Genomic DNA, 22,344 nt, shown 5'->3' with positions numbered 1-22,344 from the left:
CGGATGGAGGTCACGTCTGCCACCCATGCCTTGTTCACCGTCTCGGGCTCGAACTGGCGATTCAATACATTCTCGGCAATCGGCAAGTCCTGATGACTATCGGTTGTATGCACAAGTTTGCGTTTGCAGGCCGAGCGCAAGCCGTTGGTTCGCATCAAACAGCGGACTTTATAAAGACCTATCTCCATCCCTCTGACGTGCGGGGCTTTACGCAGCGGACGACCGCCGTAGCAACCGCCACTTTCGCTAAACGAGGCCTTGAGCTGCCGTGACCTTGCAAAAGCTCTGGAGTTGCCGAATAGTCAGAACAACGCCGGTTGCATCGGCTAGGCCCTCAGAAACGTCGTTGTTTTGTTACCGACAATCATCATGTGGTAAGCCTCGTTGCTATCCATATTCTCAACTCCACAATATCTGTTGTTAAGGGTGTACATGCTGCCGGGCTGTTAGATCGAGGCCCATAGCGCGCATTACAGCCAACATGGTTTTCAAAGTCGGATTACCCTTTGCGCTGAACGAGCGGTAAAGCTGTTCGCGCGATAGCCCGGACTCTTTTGCAAGTTCCGTCATGCCTTTAGCACGGGCGACCACCCCTAGCGCCTGGGCGATAAAGGCCGCGTCTGCGGTCTCGAAAGCATCAGTCAGAAAGACTGCAATGGATTCAGGGTCGGTCAGTGCTACCGCTGGATCGTAATCATAGATTGGCTCTTTCATTCATCTTCACCCCACTGACTAGCTAGTAACTTGGCGGTTTCAATATCGCGGGTTTGACTGCCTTTGTCGCCGCCGCATAGCAACAGACCGTTGGCAACTCGGAAAACTCGAGCCGCAATAATCGCCTTAGCGCGATGGTCCTTAAGCTTGCGCTCCCAGGTCAAGAACGTGGCGGTTTGCTTGATCGTTTTCATAGGCGTAATGTAGTTTATAAATTACATTTGCGCAACATGGTTTAGCCTTATGGGGCAACGGAATTTTCGGCGATTCTGGCTTTAGACCCCCTACCAGGTTAAAAGGAGGTCACTGACATGTCGTCAGAAAAGTCGATCTCGAGTAACACTCGCCACGCAACGATTCCTATTTAGTCCGAGGATCATTTCGATTATTACAAGTGATGTCACAAGCCATTGCCACACAGGCCACTAGGTTATCCTTTGTAGACACTCAATCCGCAAACCGCAGCTCCCGCGTTTCGCCCAGCAACAACGGGTGATTCAGCTCGGTCACCTCCCTGATGTAATCCCACAGCAGGGTGATCCGCTTGAGCTTGCGCAGGTCCTCGCGGCAGTACATCCAGAACTGCCGGGTGACACTCACCTCATCGGGCAGCACCGGTAGCAGGCGTGGGTCCTGGGCCGCCAGGAAGCATGGCAGGATCGCCAGGGCGTGGCCCTGCTGCGCCGCGACAAATTGGGCGATCACGCTGGTGCTGCGCAGGCTGGCGGCGGCACTGGGCAGGACATTCGCCAGGTACAGCAACTCGTTGCTGAAGGCCAGGTCGTCGACATAACTGACAAAACGATGCCGCCCCAGGTCGCTGGCGCGGCGGATCGCCGGGTGCTGGTCGAGGTATTCCCGGGTCGCGTATAGCTGCAAGCGGTAGTCGCAGAGTTTGCAGCAGACGTATGGCCCGTGCTCCGGGCGCTCCAACGCAATGACGATATCCGCCTCGCGCTTGGACAGGCTGATGAAGTGGGGCAGCGGCAGGATGTCGACGGAAATCGCCGGGTAAGCTTCGACGAAATGACTCAGTTGTGGGGTGATGAAAAAGCTGCCGAAGCCTTCGGTACAGCCCATGCGCACATGCCCTGAAAGCGCCACGCCGGAACCGGAAACCTGCTCGCAGGCCATGTGCAAGGTGCTTTCGATGGACTCGGCGTAGCCCAGCAGGCGCTGGCCTTCGGCGGTCAGGACAAAACCGTTGGTCCGCGATTTCTCGAACAGTAAGGTGCTGAGTGCCACCTCCAACGAGCCGATGCGCCGCGACACCGTGGTGTAGTCCACCGCCAGGCGCTTAGCCGCGCTGCTGGCCTTGCGGGTTCGAGCGACCTCGAGGAAAAACTTCAGGTCGTCCCAGTTCAATGAACCCAACGTGATGTTTTTTTGCATGTTGATCCGGTTTTTATGTGCGTTTTTATTAGAGGAATGCACACCTATACTCCAAAAACAGTCCGGTCACCATGTTCGGGTGCTGCCGTGCCCGCGTCGGACACGCTCCCAGGATTCGTCCCTACAATAATCATTCAGGAGACTTCCATGAACGTTTCTCTCAAGCCTGACGCTACTCTCAAGACCGCTAGATTGCTGATCGATGGCGAGTGGGTCGAATCCAAAACCAGTGAATGGCATGACATTGTCAATCCGGCGACCCAGGAAGTCCTGGCCAAGGTCCCGTTCGCCACCGTCGATGAAGTCGAGGCCGCCATTGCCGCCGCGCAGCGGGCCTTTCAGACCTGGAAGCTGACTCCGATCGGTGCCCGTATGCGCATCATGCTCAAGTTGCAGGCACTGATCCGCGAACACGCCAAGCGTATCGCCATGGTCCTCAGCGCCGAGCAGGGCAAAACCATCGCCGACGCCGAGGGCGATATTTTTCGCGGCCTGGAAGTGGTGGAACACGCCTGTTCCATCGGCACCCTACAAATGGGCGAGTTCGCCGAGAACGTCGCTGGCGGTGTCGACACCTACACCCTGCGCCAACCCATCGGCGTCTGCGCCGGGATTACCCCGTTCAACTTCCCGGCGATGATTCCGCTGTGGATGTTCCCGATGGCGATTGCCTGCGGCAACACTTTCGTGCTCAAACCCTCTGAGCAGGACCCCCTGTCGACGTTGCTGCTAGTGGAACTGGCGCTGGAAGCCGGAATACCGCCAGGAGTGCTGAACGTGGTGCACGGCGGCAAGGATGTGGTCGATACGCTGTGCACCCACAATGACATCAAGGCGGTGTCCTTTGTCGGTTCGACCGCGGTCGGTACTCATGTGTACGACCTCGCCGGTCGCCACGGCAAGCGCGTGCAGTCGATGATGGGCGCGAAGAACCATGTGGTGGTGCTGCCCGATGCCAACCGCGAACAGACCCTCAACGCTTTGGTCGGTGCCGGTTTCGGCGCTGCCGGCCAACGCTGCATGGCCACCTCTGTGGTGGTGCTGGTGGGCGCGGCGAAACAATGGCTGCCGGACCTTAAGGCCCTGGCGCAGAAGCTCAAGGTCAACGCCGGTAGCGAGCCGGGCACCGATGTCGGTCCGCTGATTTCCAAGAAGGCGAAAGCGCGCGTGCTGGGCCTGATCGAAAGCGGGATCAAGGAAGGTGCCCGGTTGGAGCTGGATGGTCGCGATATCCGGGTGCCGGGCTTCGAGCACGGTAACTTCGTCGGTCCGACCCTGTTTTCCGGGGTAACCACCGAGATGCAGATCTACACCCAGGAAATTTTCGGTCCGGTATTGGTAGTGCTGGAAGTCGCCACCCTCGATGAGGCGATTGCCCTGGTCAATGCGAATCCGTTCGGCAACGGCACCGGCCTGTTTACCCAGAGCGGTGCGTCGGCGCGCAAGTTCCAGAGCGAAATCGACGTCGGCCAGGTAGGAATCAATATCCCGATTCCGGTGCCGGTGCCGTTCTTCAGTTTCACCGGTTCACGCGGTTCCAAACTCGGCGATCTGGGCCCTTACGGCAAGCAGGTGGTGCAGTTCTACACTCAGACCAAGACAGTCACCAGTCGCTGGTTCGACGATGACACCGCTAATCACGGTGTGAACACCACCATCAATCTGCGCTGAAGAAGGGACAGGCCATGAAGATCGCATTTATCGGGCTGGGCAACATGGGCGCGCCGATGGCGCGCAACCTGATCAAGGCCGGGCACAGCCTTAACCTGTTCGACCTGAACAAGACCGTGTTGGAGGAACTGGCGGCCTTGGGCGGGACAATCAGCCAATCGCCGAAAATCGCGGCACAGGGCAGCGAGCTAGTGATCACCATGCTCCCGGCCGCCACCCATGTGCGCAGTGTCTGGCTGAGCGAAGACGGTATCCTGGCGGGTATCGCCAGTGGTGTACCGGCGCTGGACTGCAGCACCATCGACCCGCAGACCGCCAAGGATGTCGCCGCCGTCGCCGCGAAACAAGGTGTGGCCATGGCCGATGCGCCGGTGTCCGGCGGTACCGGCGGTGCCGCAGCCGGTACCCTGACTTTCATGGTCGGTGCATCGAAGGAACTGTTCGCGACCCTACAACCGGTGCTGGCACAAATGGGGCGCAATATCGTTCATTGTGGCGAAGTCGGCACCGGGCAGATCGCCAAGATCTGCAATAATCTGCTGCTGGGCATTTCCATGGTCGGTGTCAGCGAAGCCATGGCCCTGGGCGCCGCGTTGGGGATCGACACCCAGGTGCTGGCCGGTGTGATCAACAGCTCCACCGGGCGCTGCTGGAGTTCCGATACCTACAACCCATGGCCAGGGATCATCGATACGGCGCCGGCTTCGCGGGGTTATACCGGGGGTTTTGGTGCCGAGTTAATGCTCAAGGACTTGGGGCTCGCCACCGAGGCCGCACGACAGGTCCACCAACCGGTGGTACTGGGTGCCGTGGCGCAGCAGTTGTACCAGGCCATGAGTTTGCGCGGGGAGGGTGGCAAGGACTTCTCGGCGATCATCAATAGTTATCGCAAGCCCGAGTAACGTTTTTTCGAAGGCTCGCGTCGGGCGGGCCTTTGGTTTTTCCGTGGATGAAATAAACGCTGCGCTCAAAGGTTGTCCGCTCAACACCCGACGTAATGAGCGCGTCACGTACTATCACTTCTGCTGGACCGCCTGATCAATGTAGCGTGCCGACTTCAATAGGCGGACCCAAGAGCGCGCGATGCCCGATGAGTCGCGCGACGGTAATCTGCGGAATTTTCCGATCGATGCCCGAGTCAGGGTGCCGAAAGCGTCTAGACTGCCCCCGATACGCTCCATAAGACCGTGCCACAAGCTGCGCACACTTGAGCGTGCCGTGCCATTAGGCACCGATATTAACCTGGACCGGGACTCGATGTGACCTGCTTATGGATAAGCCTGTACTGCCGTTCTCCTATGAACAACTGGACCGTTGGGTCGCTTCGCTGCGCTCTCGGCTGGCCGACGAAGCCTTCGCCTGTGTGGTGGGCATTCTACGCGGTGGGGCGCCGCTGGCGCTGATGGTGTCGCACGCCACCGGTCTGATGCCGGCCTTCCTGCGCTATGAGCGTGGCAGTCGCCTCGTCAGATGGGATTCGTCGTTGCCGATACCCGCACCGGGCAGCAAAGTGTTGCTGTGCGAGGACATCGCCGGTGCCGGATATACCCTCGCCGACTGTATCGAATTCCTACAAGGTCATGGCTTGTCCCTGAAAACCATGACTGCGGGTTTCGACGACCTCAGCCGTATTCGTCCGGACTACACCCTCGATGGCCGTGGCGCGTTCCTGCTGTTTCCTTGGGAACGCCATTCCCACACCGCTGAATACCGTGCTCGCTGGCAGGCCACCGCCGGCGGGCAGACCGGGCCGGTGGGCGACGATCACGACTACGAAACCTACGGCATCGACCTCGACGGTATCCTGTTGCCGGATATTGCTCGGCAGCGTTATGCCGCCGACCTGCATCAGGCATTACGTGAGCGAGACCGCCTGGAGCCGTTCGATCCCCCGGCCTGGTTGGCCTTGTCACGGGTCAGGGCAATTATCACCGGGCGTCCGGAGATGGACCGAGCGCGCACCCAGCATTGGCTCGACCTACACGGTTATAGCGGGATTTCGCTGCTGATGCGCGATGTTTCCACCCACGACGACAGTCTGGAACAGGTATCTGCCCACAAGGCGACGGCGGCGTTGCAACTGGGCTGCACGCACTTTGTCGAAAGCGATGCACGACAGGCAATCCTGATCTCGACGCGCCTGCCGCTGTTGCGGGTGATCTGGTGGGAGGCTCAGGTGCGTAGGGGGCGCGTGATCGGTGCCCATGACTGGGGTCATGTCCCCCAGCAACTGGAAGGTGTACAAAGGGCGTGAGAGAAGGGCTCCCTGGCAGGCAATGACGAGTAGAATTACCGCCCAGAAACAGTTTTGAGGTGGCGGTGGTGGATCTACAGCAGGGTTTTGTCCTGACCCGGCATTGGCGCGACACCCCCGTGGGGACGCAGGTCGAGTTCTGGCTGGCGACCGATGACGGGCCGCGCCATGTCCGCCTGCCGCCGCAACCCTCGGTTGCTTTTATCCCCGTTGCCCAGCGCGAACGCGCCGAAATCCTGTTGCGCAACGAGCGCGGCGTCGAGTTGCGCCCGCTGCAATTGCTGGATTTTCATCACCGCCCGGTACTCGGCGTCTACTGCCAGCAACATCGACAGCTGATAAATATCGAGAAACTACTGCGATCAGCCGGCGTGGATGTCTACGAAGCCGATATTCGTCCGCCTGAGCGCTATCTGATGGAGCGCTTTATCACCGCGCCGGTGCTGTTCGGCGGTACGGTGCACGGCGCTGGGCCGCTGCTCGACACCCAGATGAGGCCAGCGCCGAACTATCGACCACGGTTGCGGCTGGTGTCCCTGGATATCGAGACGACTATGCAGGGCGACCTGTATTCCATTGCTCTGCAAGGTTGCGGCGAACGCCAGGTGTACATGCTCGGGCCGGAAAACGGCGAGGCTGGCGAACTGGATTTCAAGCTCGACTATCGCCAGAGCCGTGGCGAACTGCTTGAGGCCCTCAACGAATGGTTGGACCGCCACGATCCCGATGGAATCATCGGCTGGAACCTGGTGCAGTTCGATCTGCGGGTTTTGCATGAACATGCCCAGCGCCTGAAAGTGCCGCTGCGCTTGGGGCGCGACGGCAATGTCATGGGCTGGCGGGACAACGGCGCGCGTAACACTCACTACTTCGCCGCCGCCGCCGGGCGCCTGATCATCGACGGTATCGAGGCGTTGCGTTCGGCGACCTGGAGCTTTGCCTCGTTCAGCCTCGAATACGTGGCGCAACAGCTGCTGGGCGAAGGCAAGTCGATCGACAATCCCTACCAGCGCATGGACGAGATCGACCGCATGTTCGCCGAAGACAAGCCCGCGCTGGCGCGCTACAACCTCAAGGACTGCGAGCTGGTGACGCGGATCTTCGACAAGACCCAGTTGCTGAGCTTCCTGCTCGAACGCGCCACCATCACGGGCCTGCCTACCGACCGCAGCGGTGGTTCGGTGGCGGCCTTTACCCACCTGTACCTGCCGCTGATGCATCGCCAGGGCTTCGTCGCGCCCAACCTCGGCGAGCGCACGCCCGAAGCCAGCCCCGGCGGTTTTGTCATGAATTCCCAACCTGGCCTGTACGAGTCGGTACTGGTGCTGGACTACAAGAGCCTTTACCCGTCGATCATCCGCACCTTCCTGATCGACCCGGTAGGCTTGATCGAGGGCCTGCGCCATCCGGAGGACAACGAGTCGGTGGCGGGCTTTCGCGGGGCGCGGTTTTCCCGCACCCGGCATTGTCTGCCGGCGATTGTCGAGACGGTCTGGCAGGGGCGCGAGGCGGCCAAGCGCGAGCACAATGCGCCGCTATCCCAGGCGCTGAAGATCATCATGAATGCCTTTTACGGGGTGCTCGGTTCCAGCGGCTGCCGTTTCTTCGATACCCGGCTGGCATCCTCGATCACCTTGCGCGGGCACGAGATCATGCGCCGTACCCGGCAACTGATCGAGGCCCAGGGCTACACGGTGATCTATGGCGACACCGATTCGACCTTCGTCTGGCTCAAGCGTGCCCATGACCGGCAAGAGGCTGGGCGGATTGGCCGCTCGCTGGTGACCGGGGTCAACGACTGGTGGCGCGAGCACCTGCGCCAGGAGCACGGCCTGACCAGTGCTCTGGAGTTGCAGTTCGAAACCCACTTCAGCCGCTTCCTGATGCCGACCATTCGCGGTACCGAAGAGGGCAGCAAGAAGCGTTATGCCGGGCTGGTCACGCGAGCCGATGGCACTCAAGAGATGGTCTACAAGGGCCTGGAGACCGTGCGCAGCGACTGGTCACCGCTGGCTCAGGAGTTCCAGCAGCAGCTGTACCTGCGTATCTTCACTCACCAGCCTTACCGGGACTATGTGCGCGATTATGTGCGGCGAACCCTGGCGGGCGAGCTGGACGCGCTGCTGGTGTACCGCAAGCGCCTGCGCCGGCAGTTGGCTGACTATCAACGCAACGTCCCGCCCCATGTGCGGGCGGCGCGATTGGCCGATGAGTACAACGATGCCCAGGGACGTCCACGGCAGTACCAGAATGGTGGCTGGATCAGTTACGTGATCAGTCTGGCCGGACCTGAACCGCTCGAGGTCCGGCGTGCGCCGATCGATTACGACCACTACATCACCCGGCAACTGCAGCCGGTGGCGGATGCGATCCTGCCGTTCGTGCAGGACGATTTCAGCACTCTGATCGGTGGTCAGCTCGGCTTGTTTTGAGACGGGCGGATCGTTCCCACAGTGGTGGTGTGGGCCTTGGGCTTCGGAACGGACAGGGTCGGGCGCTGGTGTAGGCCGGAACCAGCGAAACCGATCGATACCATGGCGAATGACCTCCGCCCTTGACCGTCAGTTGAGTGTTTTTGTAACGCGTCGCAGTCGGTGGAATAAGGCTCAAGAGGCTGATTTCGTCGGCCCGTTGCCGGTCGTGTCTAATGGCCATGATTTGTTATTCTCCGGTCATCACGCCTGTACTGCAGCGCGAGCATGATGGGACAAGTTTTGGTGGCGCTCGCCGGTCGGAAAACCGGCTTGCTTCAGGCTGAGTGGTCCGCACGGCGAAATGAGTTCCATGAAAAGGTACTCCTGGGCACTTCCACAGTCGAGCTGGTGGCCTTCTAACATTGGCAGTGAAGAGTTGGTAATCCCATCACTTTGACATTAGCCGTACATTTCCTGAGTATTTTGCCCACTACCCGATATTTGAGTTTCAGTCTTTGAATAAGGGTAGAGGAGAATAGCTTCCACCTGGATCTGTCGACGTAAGATTACGGTTGACAGGCATAAGTACGAATGTATTCTTTGCCCACTGCCGGGTGTTAGCTTGTCTGCCGGCCTCCGTATCAAGGGATGCCGATCTTTATCGGTAATGGAATATGAGTGATCAAGCAATCTTTCAAACGTTTGTACGAAACTCTCTCAGAAGATCTTTTTAGGATTTTTTGTGTGCGTAATCTTGTTTAATACGCTGTTAATACTGCCCGCTTCAGAGTAGTGAAATTGTTGAGTGGCAGCATTCGTCGGTTTGTTTCAAGTTTATGACGCTGATGTAGTCCTAAATAAAGTGAGCTGCCAGATTTTAGGCGCTCCCGGAGTGTCATGATATTTTTTTGACGTTCTAGAGAATAAAAACTAATGGATTCTTCCGCTCGGTAAGTTGTTCCGGGTGCGAGGTTTTGTTGGCGATAGCCATCGGGTGAAATGTCACTAGATGGTGACAAAAGAAGCGGCAGTCTCGCTTGATGGAAAATTTAATTGAGCGGATCGATCTGGAGATCGTAGATGGGTGTGTATGATTGCTTTGATTGTGAGTTTGACTCCGAGAAGGAGATTCCCAATATAAAGATCATTGCGCAAAGTACCTCTCAACTGGGCATCGATTTGCTGCTTTCGGGCGAGACGGGGACCGGCAAGGATACCTTGGCCCAGCGTATCCATGAGCTCTCGGGACGCAGTGGGCCTTTTGTGGCGATGAACTGTGCGGCGATTCCCGAGTCACTGGCCGAGAGCGAATTGTTTGGTGTGGTCAGCGGGGCCTTTACCGGGGCCAATCGGTCACGGATGGGCTACATCGAGTCGGCGCAGGGTGGCACCCTCTATCTCGACGAGATCGACAGCATGCCGCTGAACTTGCAGGCCAAACTGTTGCGCGTGCTTGAGGTGCGGGCCATCGAGCGCCTGGGGTCGACTACGGTCATTCCGCTGGAGTTGTGTGTGATCGCTTCGGCGCAGCGGCCATTGGGAAAAATGGTCGAGGAGGGGCTGTTTCGGCGCGACCTGTACTTTCGCCTCAACGTCCTGACCATCCAGTTACCGGCCTTGCGCGAGCGCCGCGAGCAGATCATCCCGTTGTTTTCCAAGTTCGTCAGCGCCGCCAACCGCGACCTCGGGCGGGGCCATAAGCCGTTGAGCGCCTCGTTGGCGCAAATGCTGCTCAGTCATTCCTGGCCGGGCAATATCCGTGAGCTGAAATCGGCGGCCAAGCGTTTCGTCCTGGGCTTTCCGTTATTGGGCGGCGATGGGTCGGACGATGTCGAGGGGCAGAGCCTCAAGGCGCAGATGCGGGTGATCGAGCGCACGCTGATCCAAGAGGCACTCAAGCGCCACGGTCAGTCCGTCGATGCGGTCAGCATGGAGCTGGGCCTGCCCCGGCGCACGCTGTACCACCGAATCAAGACCTTGGATATTTTTCTGAAGAGCGATGGCCTGGAAAAAAAGATGGAACTCAAATCGACGAGGGATCCACACATGGATATCCCACACTAACGTGGGTGAATCAGGAGCGGTGAAAATTATGAACCTTGCAAATAGAGTCACTAATGGCGCCAACACAGCGGTCAATGGTTACAACTCTGTCAAAGAGACCGGTAACTCCATCAAGGGCAATGCACAAAACCAGTCTGCTGCTGCGGATCTGGCGGGGGGGGGCAAGGCCGCTGAAGCACAACTGGCGATGATGAAGATGCAGGACGAGCAATCCGCGCGCAATATCATGTTGCAGGGCCAGGCGGCCATGCAAACAGAACAACGTAACACGCTGCAGGCCATTAGTTCCGCTCAAACTGACGCCGCGAACAAAGAAATTTCCAACGTGGCGCAAACTGCCAAAGGCATCAGCTATTAATCATCCCCGGCCCCTTGATTGTTCAGGGGGCATTGTGATCGCTAGCGAGATTCTTCTATGTTGAATTCTGTTTCCGGCTCTGCCGGCGCATTTGGACGGGTAGGTACTGTCATTCCATCCGCTTCAACTTCGGGCGCTTCTGACTCGCCCAGAACCCTCAAGGAGGTTATCGAAAAGTTAGCCGATACCTTAATGGCAGGCGGTCATCTTTCTACCGATTCGCCACTGGGTAAGATGATTGAACAGCAACTAAAGAAAAATAATTCGCTGATGGAATTAACGGGCAATAATGATGTCGATGCCGTTAAAAAAGCCTTGGGCGAAGTTATCCAGGACAAACTGGGGGGTAAGGCCGGTGCCGCTGCCGATGCCTCGATGGCCGTCGGGCAAGGCGGTCTTGACCTGCTGTCGCAGGTTATGCACGGCCTGAGCAAGGCCATCCTCAATCATGCCCTGACCGATAAGGGCGATGGGTCGACTTTTGCCAGTGCCGACAAGCCGATCTTGCAGCAGATCGCGGACTACATGGACAAGAACAAGGCGGTGTTCGGCGCGCCCAATTCCGGTTCGTGGAGCAAGGAGCTGGACGAGGACAATTATCTCGACAAAGGCGAAACGGCGAAATTCAAAGCCGCTCTCGAGCAGGTTTCCCAACTGTTCGGCGCGGGCGACGCGCCCGCCCATCAAGCTAATGCTGGCGGTCTGGGTAGCCTTGCGCCGGCGTCGATCGGTGGCGATGCGAATAATGCCTTAGGGGATGTCAAGGAGCAGTTGGCGAATCTGTGGGGGGCGAAGAGTCCGGTGGATATCTTCAAGCAGGGATTGGAGATGGGTCTTGGCCTGGCCAGTGGTTTGCAGTCTGGCGCCCTGGCGCATCAACTGCAGCAACATGACCTGCGCAACTCCGCCGCCGAGGCGGCGCAAAACATTCTCGACGTGATGACCAGCAACCTCGCCTAGGCTCTGTAGAAAATGTATCTGCGCTCGCCGTGCGGCTTCGAAAGCGGGCTCGCCATGCTCATTGACCACTTGTCAACTGCGCTGGCTTGCCTGCTTTCGCCTGGCCCGGTCTTCGCTGGAAAATATTTCGTACAGGCCCTAGTGGCGTTATTTTATTCTTTGCTACCGTTTGCCGGAGAAACCCCATGACCCTCGCCCCCATCCACACTTTCAAGGGTTTGCCTGTCGATCATGATCAGGGACTGGTTTCGGGGCCTGCGCAGGCGGATGTCGATCTGTTCAACCATGCCATGAGTCACTCCTCTGAGCCCTCCGGGCACCTGGCCGACGACATGGTTCAGGCCCTATCCGACCGCTTGCAGTCCCAGGGGCGCTTGTCTGAGCAGGCCATGCGGGCGATGAAGGTCGCCGCCGGTTCGTCCGATCCGATGGACGTGGTCAAGATGAGCCGCTCGTTGTCGCAGTATTCCCTGCAAATGGCGATGACCACCAAGGTGGTAAACAAGGGTGCCCAGGCACTCGATAAACTCACCAACCTGCAATAGGGCCGTCTGTGAGATTTTTCGGCCCGATCCTGCTGCTGTGCCTGACGTTGCTCGCCGGTTGCAGCGATGAGAGCAAGCTCTTCGGCGCGTTGTCGGAGCAGGATGCCAATGAAGTAATCGCGCAACTGGCCGACCAGCATATCGAGGCGCACAAACAGTCGGAGAAGCTGGGTGTGACAGTAATCGTCCCCAGCCATGAGATCAACCGCGCGGTGCGCATTCTCGATGCGGCAGGTTTGCCTCGACGGACACGCACCAGCCTTGGAGAGATCTTCAAGAAGGAAGGTGTGATCTCCACGCCGCTTGAAGAGCGCGCGCGTTATATCTATGCCCTGTCCCAGGAACTGGAGTCGACCCTGTCGCAGATCGATGGGGTGGTGGTGGCTCGGGTTCATGTGGTGCTGCCCGAACGCATCGCCCCCGGCGAGCCAGTGCAGCCGGCGTCGGCGGCGGTGTTTATCAAGCACACCGCCGTGCTGGATCCCGATAGCGTGCGTGGACGTATCCAGCAGATGGTCGCCAGCAGTATTCCGGGAATGTCCCAGGAGGCCCTGAACTCGAAGAAATTCGCCATCGTCTTCGTACCCGCCGTGGAGTTTGAAGACAAGCAGAAGCTGGTGCAGTTCGGACCGTTCCTGGTGGACAGCCGTGACCAGGGCTTCTGGAACATGGCCCTGATCGCGTCGTTGGTCGGTGCGCTGTTGTTGGTGGTGCTGATTGCCCTGGCCTTGCGGGCCGACTGGCGCCAGGCGCTGCTGGGACGCTTGCGTCCGGGGCGCAGCGGCTCTGGCGGTTACCCGGCGCGGCTGTGAACGAACTCGACTGGATCAACTGGTGGTGCTGCACCTGGCGTTGGGCGCACCCTGACTGGCGGTCGGGGCTCCTGGCGGCGCACGGGCTGGACGGCGATCACGATGCTGCCTTGGCCAGCAGCCGGCACGCCGCGCTGATGAGCGCGCTAGGAGTGACCCCGTGCCAGCCCCCGCCCCTGGATGCCAATGTCGCGCTGTGGTTGTCGCTGACCGTCGAGCAGCGCGAGCAGGCGTTGTTACTCGCCCGTTCGATCTGTGCGGCGTCGGTGGCGAATCAGCCGACCGTCCCCGAACGCCATGGGCACTGGTGCCGCAGCCTGGCGAAAGCGCTGCGCCCGGGCTTGTGGCTCGATCACTCGAACGTGGATCCGCGGGTGTTGTTAGCCAGTTGGCTGGGAGCACCGTTCTGGTCGCGCCTGCGCCTTGCCTGGGCGCCGGGGGAGCAACTGGAGCCTTTGGTCGATCTGCCACGGCACAAACTCGATACCCTCTGGCGCGCCGTGCTCTGGCGGGTCGATACACCATGAGTCGTTTGCGGAGTCCCTTATCGTGTTGAGTCTCAGGCGCTTGTCTCTCGGCGTGTCGCCGCTGCCGCAGTCGCCCATTGTGCGGCTGGAGCAACTGGCCCAGGCGCAGGAAGCCACGGATGTCCTGGCGGCGGCCCGGGAAGAGGCCGAGCGGTTGCTGGCGAACGCCCATGAGCAGTGCCAGCGTTATCTCGACCAGGCCTTGGGGCAGTTCTGGGAGCAGGCTAATGGTTTTCTCCAGGCCCTGGACAACGAACGTGCGGTCTTGCACCAGGAAGCTGTCGCTTCGGCTGAGAGTGTACTCGCTGCTGCCATGACCCAACTGTTCAGCGAAGTCGGGCCCGTTGAGCGGGCTCGGGCATTGGTCGGCCATCTGGCGAGCAGCCAGCGCCAGGCGGTCAGCGCGGTCCTCAGTTGTTCTCCGGAGCTGTTCGACGAGGTTCAGGGCTGGTTGGCCAGCAGTCGCTTTGCGGCGCTCTGGCAACTGCGCGAGGACGCCTTCCTGGGGCCCCAGGCATTGTGCCTGAGCAGCGACACCGGCACTTTCGAGCTCGACTGGGAAGGGCTGGTGCGTTGTTTGTCCGGGCGCGGTGAGTGACTTGTCCGAGTTCGTTAAAAAAGTGGAACCCAGCGGTCGTTTTGTTCCACTCACAGGCATCACCTCGCTGGAGCGACCTCGATGATCAGTTTCAAAGCCTTGCAGCATCGCCTCGATCACTCGTTTACCCACAACCAGACGGGTACCGACGACGCTGCCATAGCGGCCGCCGAAAGCGGTTCGGTGGAGGACATGAGAGCGTTTACCGACGCGGCGCAGAAAATGGCCACCGCGACCTCGGTGATGAGCGAAGGGCTACGCGCCCAGCATGGCCTGACAAAGTCGATTATCGATGGAATTCAGTGACTTCACAGCGATTGTCGTCCAATGGTGCGAACAACCTTCCGGCGCTCTGGACTGCTGGATCGATGACGCCAATGCCCAGCTCGTCGTCACTGAAGGCGGGGTGCGCTGCAGCATCGATCTACTGGACCCCTACGATGCGACCGATCCGCAGCGGATGGATGCCCTCCTGAGCCAGGGCGCCGCTAGCGCTGCCTGCCGGTGCGAGGGGGCGTTGGGCTTCAACCCCGACAGCCATTGTCTGGTCCTGGTCAGTTGGCAACCGCGACCGTGTTCGCCGCAGCGCCTGCTGGAGCGTCTGGAAAATCTGGCCAATCAGCGAGCGGCGATGCTCAGTCTAATGCGTACCTCCCTCGACGGTCCGGCGAGCAGTACCGCCGGACGTCCCCTCCTTTATAACTGGCAGCCGGGAGTCTGAAATGCATAGGGTTGCCTGGTGGTTGCCGTGGTTGTTGATATGGCTCAGTGCCCCGGCCCTGGCGGTGGTCCCACCTGCCTGGAAGCACACCGCGTATGCCTATGAGGCCAAGCAGGTCGATGTGACCAAGGCCCTGGAGGATTTCGCCCGGGAGTTTGGCGTTGGCCTGGAAATGGGAGCGCTCGATGGGGTGGTCGACGGTCGTATCCGTGCGCCCAGCCCCCAGGCCTTTCTCGACCGGCTGGGGCAGGAACACCATTTCCAGTGGTTCGTGTACAACGAAACGCTGTACGTCAGCCCGACCGAACAGCAGACCTCAGAACGCATCGAGGTGTCGCAGGACGCGGCGGATGATCTTAAGAGCGCTTTGACCGATGTCGGTCTGCTCGACCCGCGCTTTGGCTGGGGAGCCTTGCCCGACGAGGGCGTGGTGCTGGTCAGCGGGCCGCCGCGTTACGTCGAGATGATCCGCAACTACAGTCGCAAGGTCGAGACCCCGGAGGAAAAGCAGGATGTCGTGGTGCTGCCGTTGCGTTATGCCAACGCCGCCGACCGGGTCATTCGTTATCGCGATCAGCAGCTGACGGTGGCCGGTGTGGCGACCATTCTCCAGGACCTGTTGGAAAGCCGCTCGCGGGGCGACTCGGTGAACGCCGCCAACCTCCTGCAAGGCGCGGGGCTGGGTGGCGGTCAAGGGGGCAACCCATATGGTGCGTCCTCGACGCTACTCGGCGGTCTGGATACCGAGAGCCTCCAACAGGGGCTCGACCGGGTACTGGCCAACACCACCGCCGGGGGCAAGAACAGCCATGGCGCACTACCTGGCGGCGGCAAGTCGCGAATTCGCGTCAGTGCCGATGTGCGCAATAACGCGGTGCTGATCTATGACTTGCCCAAGCGCCGGGCTTTGTACCAGACATTGGTCAGGCAGCTCGACCAACCGCGTAACCTGATCGAGATCGACGCGATGATCCTCGACATCAACCGCGATGACCTGGCCGAGCTGTCCAGCAGTTGGAACGTCTGGGCCGGCGGGACCAATGTCAGCGGTTCGTTGCTCGATTCGGGGGCGACCCTGTCGGCGGAAAACTCCGGTCGATTTGCACTGGCGGTGCATTCCTTGGAAGCCAAGGGGGCGGCGACGGTGGTGGGCAACCCGTCGATCCTGACGTTGGAAAACCAGCCGGCGGTGATCGATTTCAGCCGCACCGAGTACCTCACCGCCATCGGCGAGCGGGTCACCGATATCCAACCCATCACTGCCGGCACCAGCCTGCAGGTGATCCCGCGTTCGCTGACGGGTAACGGCAAGTCGCAAGTGCAACTGATCCTCGATATCGAAGACGGGCAGATCGACCAGTCGGTGCTCAATGTTACCCAGCCCAGCGTGCGCAAAGGCAATGTCAGTACCCAGGCGATCATTGCCGAACGAGGTTCGCTGGTGGTCGGCGGTTTTCATGGACTGGAGTCCAACGACAAGGTCAACAAGATTCCCTGGCTCAGCGATATTCCGTGGATCGGTAAGGTATTGTTCACCTCCACCAGCCATCGCACGACCAAACGCGAGCGGCTGTTCATTCTTACGCCGCGCTTGATTGGCGACCAGGTAGACCCGGCGCGTTATGTCGAGAACGGCAACCCCGACGATATCGATGCGGCTGATCAGCGCATTAAAAGGCGACGCAGCGAAGAGTGGCCGACGCGGATTCAGGTACAGAACGCCTTCAGTCAATTGCTCGACGGCCTGCAGCCAAGCGGTTTCAGCAGCGGCGGCGCCTTGCCGTTCGTACCGGACAGCCTCTGCGACTCCGGTGGCGGCCTGGTTATCGACCGTCAACGCGCCCAATGGTACGGCCATAAGACGTGGGGTGTGGCGGTGGTAGTCGCGCGTAACACCGGCACTCAGCCGGTGCGTGTCGACGAGAGCGGCTGTGGTGGGCGTTGGGTGCTTGGAGTCGCGGTCTGGCCCCATGCCTGGCTGCGGCCAGGAGAAGAGAGCGAAGTGTTTATCGCCCTGCGCCAGCCTCGCGCCTCCCAGGGCAATAGCCCGGTGCGGGCCTCCCTGCTCAAAGGAGCACAACCATGAACAAGTTCGTCCGTTTCGCGTTGGCGGGACTGGGAACCGTACTGTCCGGCTGCGTCACGGCGCCGCCACCAGTGGGGTGTTCGGGCTTGGCGTGTAGCCGACCGGATTCTACCGATCGGAGCCTGGTGATCTGGTGGCCCGAGGAAATGCGCCACGGTTTGGAAGGTTCCGAACGAACATCGGATTTTACTGTCATGTCATTGAAGGACTAAGCGTCATGATTCGCGTTTCCGGTAAGGCGGCGTTTTACGAGCGAGTAGCAGCAGAGCAGGATGCGATTTGGCCTCTGGTCAGCGGGGTATCCTTCCTTAGTCGACGGGAGCATCATGATTGGGGGATTGCACTACATATCGAGAAGAGTGCGCTAAAACCTCAACAACTGCGTGAAACCCTTGAACGGCGTTTCAACCAATCGCATCGGTTTCCCGATTATTTTTTATTTCTCGATCCCCAGCGTAACTTCGTCGTGTGGCACGCTGTGTCGAACAACGGCGAGGGGAACCTGTCACTCGATCAAATCCGCCAGCATCAACTGATGCTGGCGGGGCTTGAACACCTCAACGACCTCCCTCGCTGAAGCACCCTACGACGCGTCCCCCTCAATGGTGGCGCGGGCGTTGGGGCGCCGGTTGACCAGGCCTGCCTGTGCCTCGATCCGTGCTTGTGCCGGTTCAACCGCTACGGCGGTCGCTGGCCTGGCCTCAATGGCTTTGCGCACGCTGCCATGAGCCTGGACCGTCTGACTCATGGTGCGATAAGCCAACCCCATGGCCAAGGCGGTGCCGGTGTTGCCGAGGAAGCTGGACAGGGCCGGCGCGGTCGTGCCCCGCGTCAGTTCGCCCATGGCCATGTTGACGGCACTGGCCAGCGAGGACCATGCCACCCGTACCGGCGACTGATCCAACAGACGACCATAATCCTTGAGCGGTAAACTCGCCTTAAACCGCTGGGTGGTGCCCGCCTGCCGGGTGTCGAGATGCTTTTGCAGGTGCCCGTCGAGAATCGCCGTGACGGTGTTGAATGCGGCGCGGGTACCGGCCAGGGTCTGGATCGAGCGGGCCAAGGCTTCGCCGCGTAGTGGCCGGTGGTCGGCACCGGTCAGGGCCGGGCTCGATAGGGTCTGGCCAGGCGGCAGAGTCCTGGGGCTGATGGAGTCCTGAATAAACCCCATGCTCAGGGTCATGGCGCCGTAGGCCCAGCCGAGCATCGCCATGTTGTCTTCGTTGACGCCATAGGTCTTGGTGTGGTCGTGCTTGCCGGTCAGGCTCAGGCTGGCTTGCAGGGTTTCGCGCGACACGGCGTAGAGCACGTTGCGCAACTGGGTCGCCAGGATCCGAGCGCTCAAAGCGCCGTCACCACGGGCCGTGCCGAGGGCGCCGAGACCGAGGTAGATCGCTTCGGCGGCGATCTGATTGCGCGTGACGTTGCGCGAGTCGCGCTGCATCTGTTCGCGTCGGGCCTGCTGCTGGTCGGCACCGAGGGCGTTCCATTGCGATTCGCTGAGCGCGAAATGCCCACGCACGGCGACAGTGGATTCGGTACCGAGGCGATCCAGGCGGGGCTGACGCACGTAGACATGGCTGGCCACGGTGGCCAGTGAAATGGCCGCCTGCAAGGCTAAGGCGCCACCTGGACTCTTTTGTGCCAGGCCGTCGGCGAGGGCGCTGTAGGTGTGCATGAAAGCGACTTCGCGGGCATAGGTCGGCAATCCACAGGTGACCATCTGTTGCAAGGTCTGCCCGGCTGCCGCCAGGGTGCTGCGTCCGGACGGTAGGTTGGCCGCTGTGTCAGCCCAGCTTTGCACGGCGGTGTGCTTGATAGTGTTGCCGGCACTGACACCGCCCTGGTAGGCCGCAGCTCCAGCGGCACTCATGCTCTTCCAGGCCGGAGCCAGGCACTGGCGATGAAATGCTTGGCTCAGCCCACTCGCTGCCTGGGCGGCACGTGCGGCGAAGCCCGGTGGTGGGGCGGCAATCTGGGCATTTTCCATATCGCTGGCGGTGCGCGCCACCAACTCGATGGTCGCTGCCGGTGGCGTAGTACTGACCGCGGGTGTCTGTATTCTCATGACCATGTCGGGCTCCTTAGCGTAGTTTTGGTAACGGAAGGAGGGGCGAAGCTATCGGCGAGTGCGACGAAGTCCAATAGCCAATCGACCCAGGCTTCGGCGTCCAGCCCCTGGCTGTCCCAGCGCGCCTGCAGGCAGGCGCCTTGTGGCGCGAGGGCGATAGCGCAGCCGGTCAACGTCATTAGCTGCAAGTTGGCTCGCAGGGCGAGTTCGCGTTGATCGCCATGCTGCAGCGGGGCATCTACCATCGTGCTGACCAGCAGGTGGCGTTGGTCGCTGTCGGCAATGATTTCCAACGCACGACCCTTGAGCCGGATCACGCCGACGGTCTGTGGGGCCGTGGCGGGTGGTGCGATGCCCAGATGGTGCAAGGCATGCTCCAGCAACGGGCGATGCCAGGTTTGTGCCATGGCCATTTGCGCCTGCTCCTGGGCGGCGGGGCTGGCCGGCGTTGGCGGCCCGGCAGGGGTGTCGTGGGGGGCCAGAGGTGAACTCAGAGCGGTGGCGCCCGCAATCAGACTTTCGCCCAACGCCAGCAAATGACTGAGCTCGGCAGCCAGATAATGGCTGTCCGAGTACGGTCGGTATTGCAGGCGCGCGACCAGCATCGCATCGCCGCCATCATCCAGCGCGGTGGTGCAGGCCGTCATCGCGCTGGTAGCGCAATTGGCTCGCAACAGCAGTTCGTACCAGAGTGTGGGGGGGCAATCCGCAGGTCGTGGCAAGCTGGCCAGCGCCAACCATTGTGGCACTGGTTGCGTCTGCCACTGAAACAGTTGCAGGCTCAGGCCCGGCAGCGGTAATTGACCGTTTCGGGCGAAGTCGCGAGCCTGCGGATCCGGTAGCCCGAGCTGCTTGGCAGCATTGAAAAGCCAGCTCGCAGCTGCGTCTGGAATAGGCGGACGAGGGCCTTTTTCGGCGGAGGGGTGAACACGTGGCTGCATGGGCTCTACCTATAGGAGTTTGCCGCCCATTTTAGCGTAACAATGTGTCGATATAATTAAGGAGGAGGCTCTAAATCAGGCATCTTCAAGCTGAATAATGTCTTCGGTGACTTCATCGAGCTGGCGAATCACCTGGTAGATATGGGCCACGTCGAGTAAGGTCGGACGTGGGATGTATTTGCCGGTCCTGACCTTGTACAAAGTGCGTGCTAGCCACACGCTTTGCACCACCGGAATCTTCGCGCGCCGGGCACGTTCGATCAGGGCCAAGGCTTCGGCATCCTCACCCTTGCAATGGATCAGCGGTAGCGGCGTTTGACCGGGGCGGTAGTACAGCGCCACGGCGAAATGGGTCGGATTGACCAACAGCATGTCGGCGTCCTCCACGGGCTTGGTCGGTGTGTGGGGCTCCTCGTTGAGCAGTTCATGAGCCAGTTGGCGGCGATGGCCCTTGACGTGCGGATCGCCTTCGGATTCCTTGTATTCCTTCTTGATATCCTCGTGGCTCATGCGCATTTTCTTGGCGTGAAAGTACTTCTGCATGGCAAAGTCGATCATGCCGATCACCAGCAGCAAGCCGAGGGTGGTGCGCAAGACACTGCGCAACAGCGCCAGTAACGCATGCCAGTAGGTGGTCAAGTCCGAGTCCGCCAGCAGCACCAGCGAGCCCAGCACCGGCTTGATCGAGACGTAGAGCGTGGTGCCGATGGCCGTCGCCTTGAGGATGCTCAGCAATAGGTTCATCAGGTTCTGTCCGGAGAACATCTGCTTGAGGTGGCCGAGCGGATTGAGCTTACCGAAGTCGATCTTCAGCGCCTTGGGCGCGAACAGAAAACCGATTTGCACCCAACTGCCGACCATGCGCATCAGCATCGCCAGGCCGACGCTCATCAAAATGAAGTGGATCAACAGCTCAGCAGCCTCGCCGGTTATTTCGGTGAGGCTGCTCAGGAAGTGCGAGTTGATGCGCTGCAGAGGCAGCGCCAGCAGATGCTCTAGACGCGCCACGCTGTCGTCGGCCTGGCCTAGAGCGACCTCGCTGACCACCATCAGCACCAGCAATTTGCCCAGGTCCTGGCTTTGTCCCACCTGGCCTTTTTCGCGGGCGTCACGCAGCTTCTTGGGCGTGGCCTTTTCGGTTTTTTCGCTCATGGCACTTGCACCAGCAAGCCGAGCACATGCTTGAGGTCCAGTAGCTGTCGCAGTTGGCCGTTGCCCATTTCCAGCAGCGTCGGCAAGTAGATCAGTAGGAATGCCAGGCCGGCCATGCTCTTGGCCGGCATCGACATGATCGAGACGTTCAGTTGCTGGGCGTAAAGGCCAATGATGGCGAAGGCCACGTCGATCAGCAGCAGCAGGCCAATAAAGGGCGCGGCATACAGCATCGCGTGTTGCAGGGTCTGGTTCAGTTGCTCGAGAAAGATGTCCAGCCCGCCGATATTGAGCCCTGGCAACCAGACAGTGGGCGGCCAGATTTCATAGCTGTCCCAGATCACCTGGGTGATCAGTGAGAGCCCGCCGCTGAGGATCACCAGCATGATCAGTGCTTCCTGGAACAGCTCGCCCAGAGGCGTGGCGTCCGGCCCCAGCGAGGGGTTGAGCTGACCACCACTGAGGGCACCGCGCTGGCTGTCGAGCAAGGCGCCGACGGTGGCGAACATCCAGAACGGCGCGTATAGCAACAGGCCCAGCAGGATGCCGAGGACCGACTCCTTGAGCAGTAGCCCGGCGATGGTGAACCAGGCGTCGTTTTCCAGGGCCAGGGCACGACCGATACTCGGCGCCGGGATCAACGCCAGGGCACAGGTCACGCCATAGCGCAGCGGGCCCTTGAGGTGTTTGAAGCAAAACGCCGGAACCAGGATCAGGCACGGCAGCAGGCGGGCCATGGCCAGGCCCATACCGAGCATCAACTCGAAGGCGCTCTCGGCATTGAAAGGCATCAATGGGCGCCACCGGTGCGGGCGATCAGGTCGAACGACAGGTTGATAAACTGGATCAGTTCCACGCCGATCCAGCGCCCCGTCGCGGCGAGGGTCAGGCCGACGGCGGCCAGCTTGATGCCGAACGGCAGCGTCTGGTCCTGGATCTGCATCAACGCCTGTAACAGCGAGGTGATCACGCCGACCAGCACCGCCACGCCAAGGGGCGGCGCGGTGAGAATCACCACCAGGAACATGCCTTGCTTGAACAGTGCCAACGCTTCCACGGCAGGT

At 60.4% G+C, this 22,344-nt stretch carries 24 protein-coding genes; 16 read left to right on the top strand and 8 right to left on the bottom strand.

The window, feature by feature from the left end:
- Positions 1 to 420 precede the first annotated feature (420 nt).
- From BMX68_RS12705 to BMX68_RS12695, 3 genes are all read right to left on the bottom strand, one after another.
- Complete coding sequence (locus tag BMX68_RS12705) at positions 421 to 714, bottom strand: addiction module antidote protein (protein ID WP_017133223.1); 294 nt, start codon at positions 712 to 714, stop codon at positions 421 to 423.
- Entirely contained in the window at positions 711 to 908 is a 198-nt protein-coding gene (locus BMX68_RS12700) for a type II toxin-antitoxin system RelE/ParE family toxin (RefSeq protein ID WP_017133222.1), read from the bottom strand. The genes BMX68_RS12705 and BMX68_RS12700 overlap by 4 nt, the downstream gene beginning before the upstream one ends.
- Positions 909 to 1,161: 253 nt before the next feature.
- The gene (locus tag BMX68_RS12695; RefSeq protein WP_017133221.1) at positions 1,162 to 2,106 is read right to left on the bottom strand and encodes a LysR family transcriptional regulator; all 945 of its coding nucleotides are present in this window, start codon (positions 2,104 to 2,106) and stop codon (positions 1,162 to 1,164) included.
- 147 nt (positions 2,107 to 2,253) lie between these two features.
- Here BMX68_RS12695 and BMX68_RS12690 point away from each other — a divergent pair, with 147 nt between their 5' ends.
- The 16 genes from BMX68_RS12690 (at position 2,254) to BMX68_RS12615 (ending at position 17,693) form a co-directional block, all read left to right on the top strand.
- Positions 2,254 to 3,777: a CoA-acylating methylmalonate-semialdehyde dehydrogenase gene (locus tag BMX68_RS12690; RefSeq protein ID WP_017133220.1), complete on the top strand. Its 1,524-nt coding sequence runs from the start codon at positions 2,254 to 2,256 to the stop codon at positions 3,775 to 3,777.
- Positions 3,778 to 3,791: 14 nt separating this feature from the next.
- Positions 3,792 to 4,679 (top strand): 3-hydroxyisobutyrate dehydrogenase, encoded by an 888-nt coding sequence (gene mmsB, locus BMX68_RS12685; RefSeq protein WP_017133219.1) that lies wholly within the window; start codon positions 3,792 to 3,794, stop codon positions 4,677 to 4,679.
- A 368-nt stretch (positions 4,680 to 5,047) separates the two neighbouring features.
- On the top strand, positions 5,048 to 6,031 hold the full coding sequence (locus BMX68_RS12680) for a phosphoribosyltransferase (protein WP_060783532.1): 984 nt from the start codon (positions 5,048 to 5,050) through the stop codon (positions 6,029 to 6,031).
- 68 nt (positions 6,032 to 6,099) lie between these two features.
- The gene (locus BMX68_RS12675; RefSeq protein WP_026013312.1) at positions 6,100 to 8,463 is read left to right on the top strand and encodes a DNA polymerase II; all 2,364 of its coding nucleotides are present in this window, start codon (positions 6,100 to 6,102) and stop codon (positions 8,461 to 8,463) included.
- Positions 8,464 to 9,525: 1,062 nt separating this feature from the next.
- The gene (locus BMX68_RS12670; RefSeq protein ID WP_017133216.1) at positions 9,526 to 10,509 is read left to right on the top strand and encodes a sigma 54-interacting transcriptional regulator; all 984 of its coding nucleotides are present in this window, start codon (positions 9,526 to 9,528) and stop codon (positions 10,507 to 10,509) included.
- A gap of 28 nt (positions 10,510 to 10,537) precedes the next feature.
- Positions 10,538 to 10,867, top strand: coding sequence for a type III secretion system major pilin HrpA (locus BMX68_RS12665; protein WP_017133215.1), 330 nt, complete (start codon positions 10,538 to 10,540; stop codon positions 10,865 to 10,867).
- Between the two features lie 57 nt (positions 10,868 to 10,924).
- Positions 10,925 to 11,827, top strand: a complete 903-nt coding sequence (locus BMX68_RS12660; RefSeq protein WP_074862235.1) for a hypothetical protein — start codon at positions 10,925 to 10,927, stop codon at positions 11,825 to 11,827.
- Between the two features lie 185 nt (positions 11,828 to 12,012).
- Complete coding sequence (gene sctI / locus BMX68_RS12655) at positions 12,013 to 12,372, top strand: type III secretion system inner rod subunit SctI (protein ID WP_017133213.1); 360 nt, start codon at positions 12,013 to 12,015, stop codon at positions 12,370 to 12,372.
- 8 nt (positions 12,373 to 12,380) lie between these two features.
- A complete protein-coding gene (sctJ, locus tag BMX68_RS12650; protein ID WP_017133212.1) occupies positions 12,381 to 13,184 on the top strand; it encodes a type III secretion system inner membrane ring lipoprotein SctJ in 804 nt (267 codons plus the stop codon).
- A complete protein-coding gene (locus tag BMX68_RS12645) occupies positions 13,181 to 13,711 on the top strand; it encodes a hypothetical protein (protein ID WP_017133211.1) in 531 nt (176 codons plus the stop codon). The genes sctJ and BMX68_RS12645 overlap by 4 nt, the downstream gene beginning before the upstream one ends.
- 22 nt (positions 13,712 to 13,733) lie before the next feature.
- On the top strand, positions 13,734 to 14,309 hold the full coding sequence (sctL, locus tag BMX68_RS12640; protein WP_026013311.1) for a type III secretion system stator protein SctL: 576 nt from the start codon (positions 13,734 to 13,736) through the stop codon (positions 14,307 to 14,309).
- Positions 14,310 to 14,390: 81 nt separating this feature from the next.
- Positions 14,391 to 14,615 carry a hypothetical protein gene (locus BMX68_RS12635; protein WP_017133209.1) on the top strand — a complete coding sequence of 75 codons (225 nt, stop codon included), beginning with the start codon at positions 14,391 to 14,393 and terminating at the stop codon, positions 14,613 to 14,615.
- Positions 14,602 to 15,030 carry a hypothetical protein gene (locus BMX68_RS12630; protein WP_017133208.1) on the top strand — a complete coding sequence of 143 codons (429 nt, stop codon included), beginning with the start codon at positions 14,602 to 14,604 and terminating at the stop codon, positions 15,028 to 15,030. The genes BMX68_RS12635 and BMX68_RS12630 overlap by 14 nt, the downstream gene beginning before the upstream one ends.
- Before the next feature lies 1 nt (position 15,031).
- Complete coding sequence (gene sctC, locus BMX68_RS12625; RefSeq protein ID WP_017133207.1) at positions 15,032 to 17,116, top strand: type III secretion system outer membrane ring subunit SctC; 2,085 nt, start codon at positions 15,032 to 15,034, stop codon at positions 17,114 to 17,116.
- Positions 17,113 to 17,328 (top strand): HrpT family type III secretion system protein, encoded by a 216-nt coding sequence (gene hrpT / locus BMX68_RS12620; protein ID WP_017133206.1) that lies wholly within the window; start codon positions 17,113 to 17,115, stop codon positions 17,326 to 17,328. Before sctC ends, hrpT begins: the two co-directional genes overlap by 4 nt.
- 5 nt (positions 17,329 to 17,333) lie before the next feature.
- Positions 17,334 to 17,693, top strand: coding sequence for a hypothetical protein (locus BMX68_RS12615; protein ID WP_017133205.1), 360 nt, complete (start codon positions 17,334 to 17,336; stop codon positions 17,691 to 17,693).
- Between the two features lie 6 nt (positions 17,694 to 17,699).
- On the opposite strand, the gene BMX68_RS12610 is transcribed toward BMX68_RS12615, so the two are convergent.
- The 5 genes from BMX68_RS12610 to sctS all read right to left on the bottom strand — a co-directional run bounded on the left by BMX68_RS12610 (position 17,700) and on the right by sctS (position 22,337).
- The gene (locus tag BMX68_RS12610; protein WP_017133204.1) at positions 17,700 to 19,190 is read right to left on the bottom strand and encodes a hypothetical protein; all 1,491 of its coding nucleotides are present in this window, start codon (positions 19,188 to 19,190) and stop codon (positions 17,700 to 17,702) included.
- Positions 19,181 to 20,128, bottom strand: coding sequence for a type III secretion system chaperone (locus BMX68_RS12605; protein ID WP_017133203.1), 948 nt, complete (start codon positions 20,126 to 20,128; stop codon positions 19,181 to 19,183). Before BMX68_RS12605 ends, BMX68_RS12610 begins: the two co-directional genes overlap by 10 nt.
- 75 nt (positions 20,129 to 20,203) lie before the next feature.
- Positions 20,204 to 21,280, bottom strand: a complete 1,077-nt coding sequence (sctU, locus tag BMX68_RS12600; protein WP_017133202.1) for a type III secretion system export apparatus subunit SctU — start codon at positions 21,278 to 21,280, stop codon at positions 20,204 to 20,206.
- Complete coding sequence (gene sctT / locus BMX68_RS12595; RefSeq protein ID WP_017133201.1) at positions 21,277 to 22,071, bottom strand: type III secretion system export apparatus subunit SctT; 795 nt, start codon at positions 22,069 to 22,071, stop codon at positions 21,277 to 21,279. Before sctT ends, sctU begins: the two co-directional genes overlap by 4 nt.
- The gene (gene sctS, locus BMX68_RS12590; protein ID WP_017126713.1) at positions 22,071 to 22,337 is read right to left on the bottom strand and encodes a type III secretion system export apparatus subunit SctS; all 267 of its coding nucleotides are present in this window, start codon (positions 22,335 to 22,337) and stop codon (positions 22,071 to 22,073) included. The genes sctT and sctS overlap by 1 nt, the downstream gene beginning before the upstream one ends.
- Positions 22,338 to 22,344: the final 7 nt, after the last annotated feature.

The organism is Pseudomonas agarici (assembly GCF_900109755.1).
GTDB classification, from domain to species: domain Bacteria; phylum Pseudomonadota; class Gammaproteobacteria; order Pseudomonadales; family Pseudomonadaceae; genus Aquipseudomonas; species Aquipseudomonas agarici.
The sequence above is the reverse complement of the archived record's forward strand: the minus strand, read 5'-3'. Positions and strand labels throughout refer to the sequence as shown.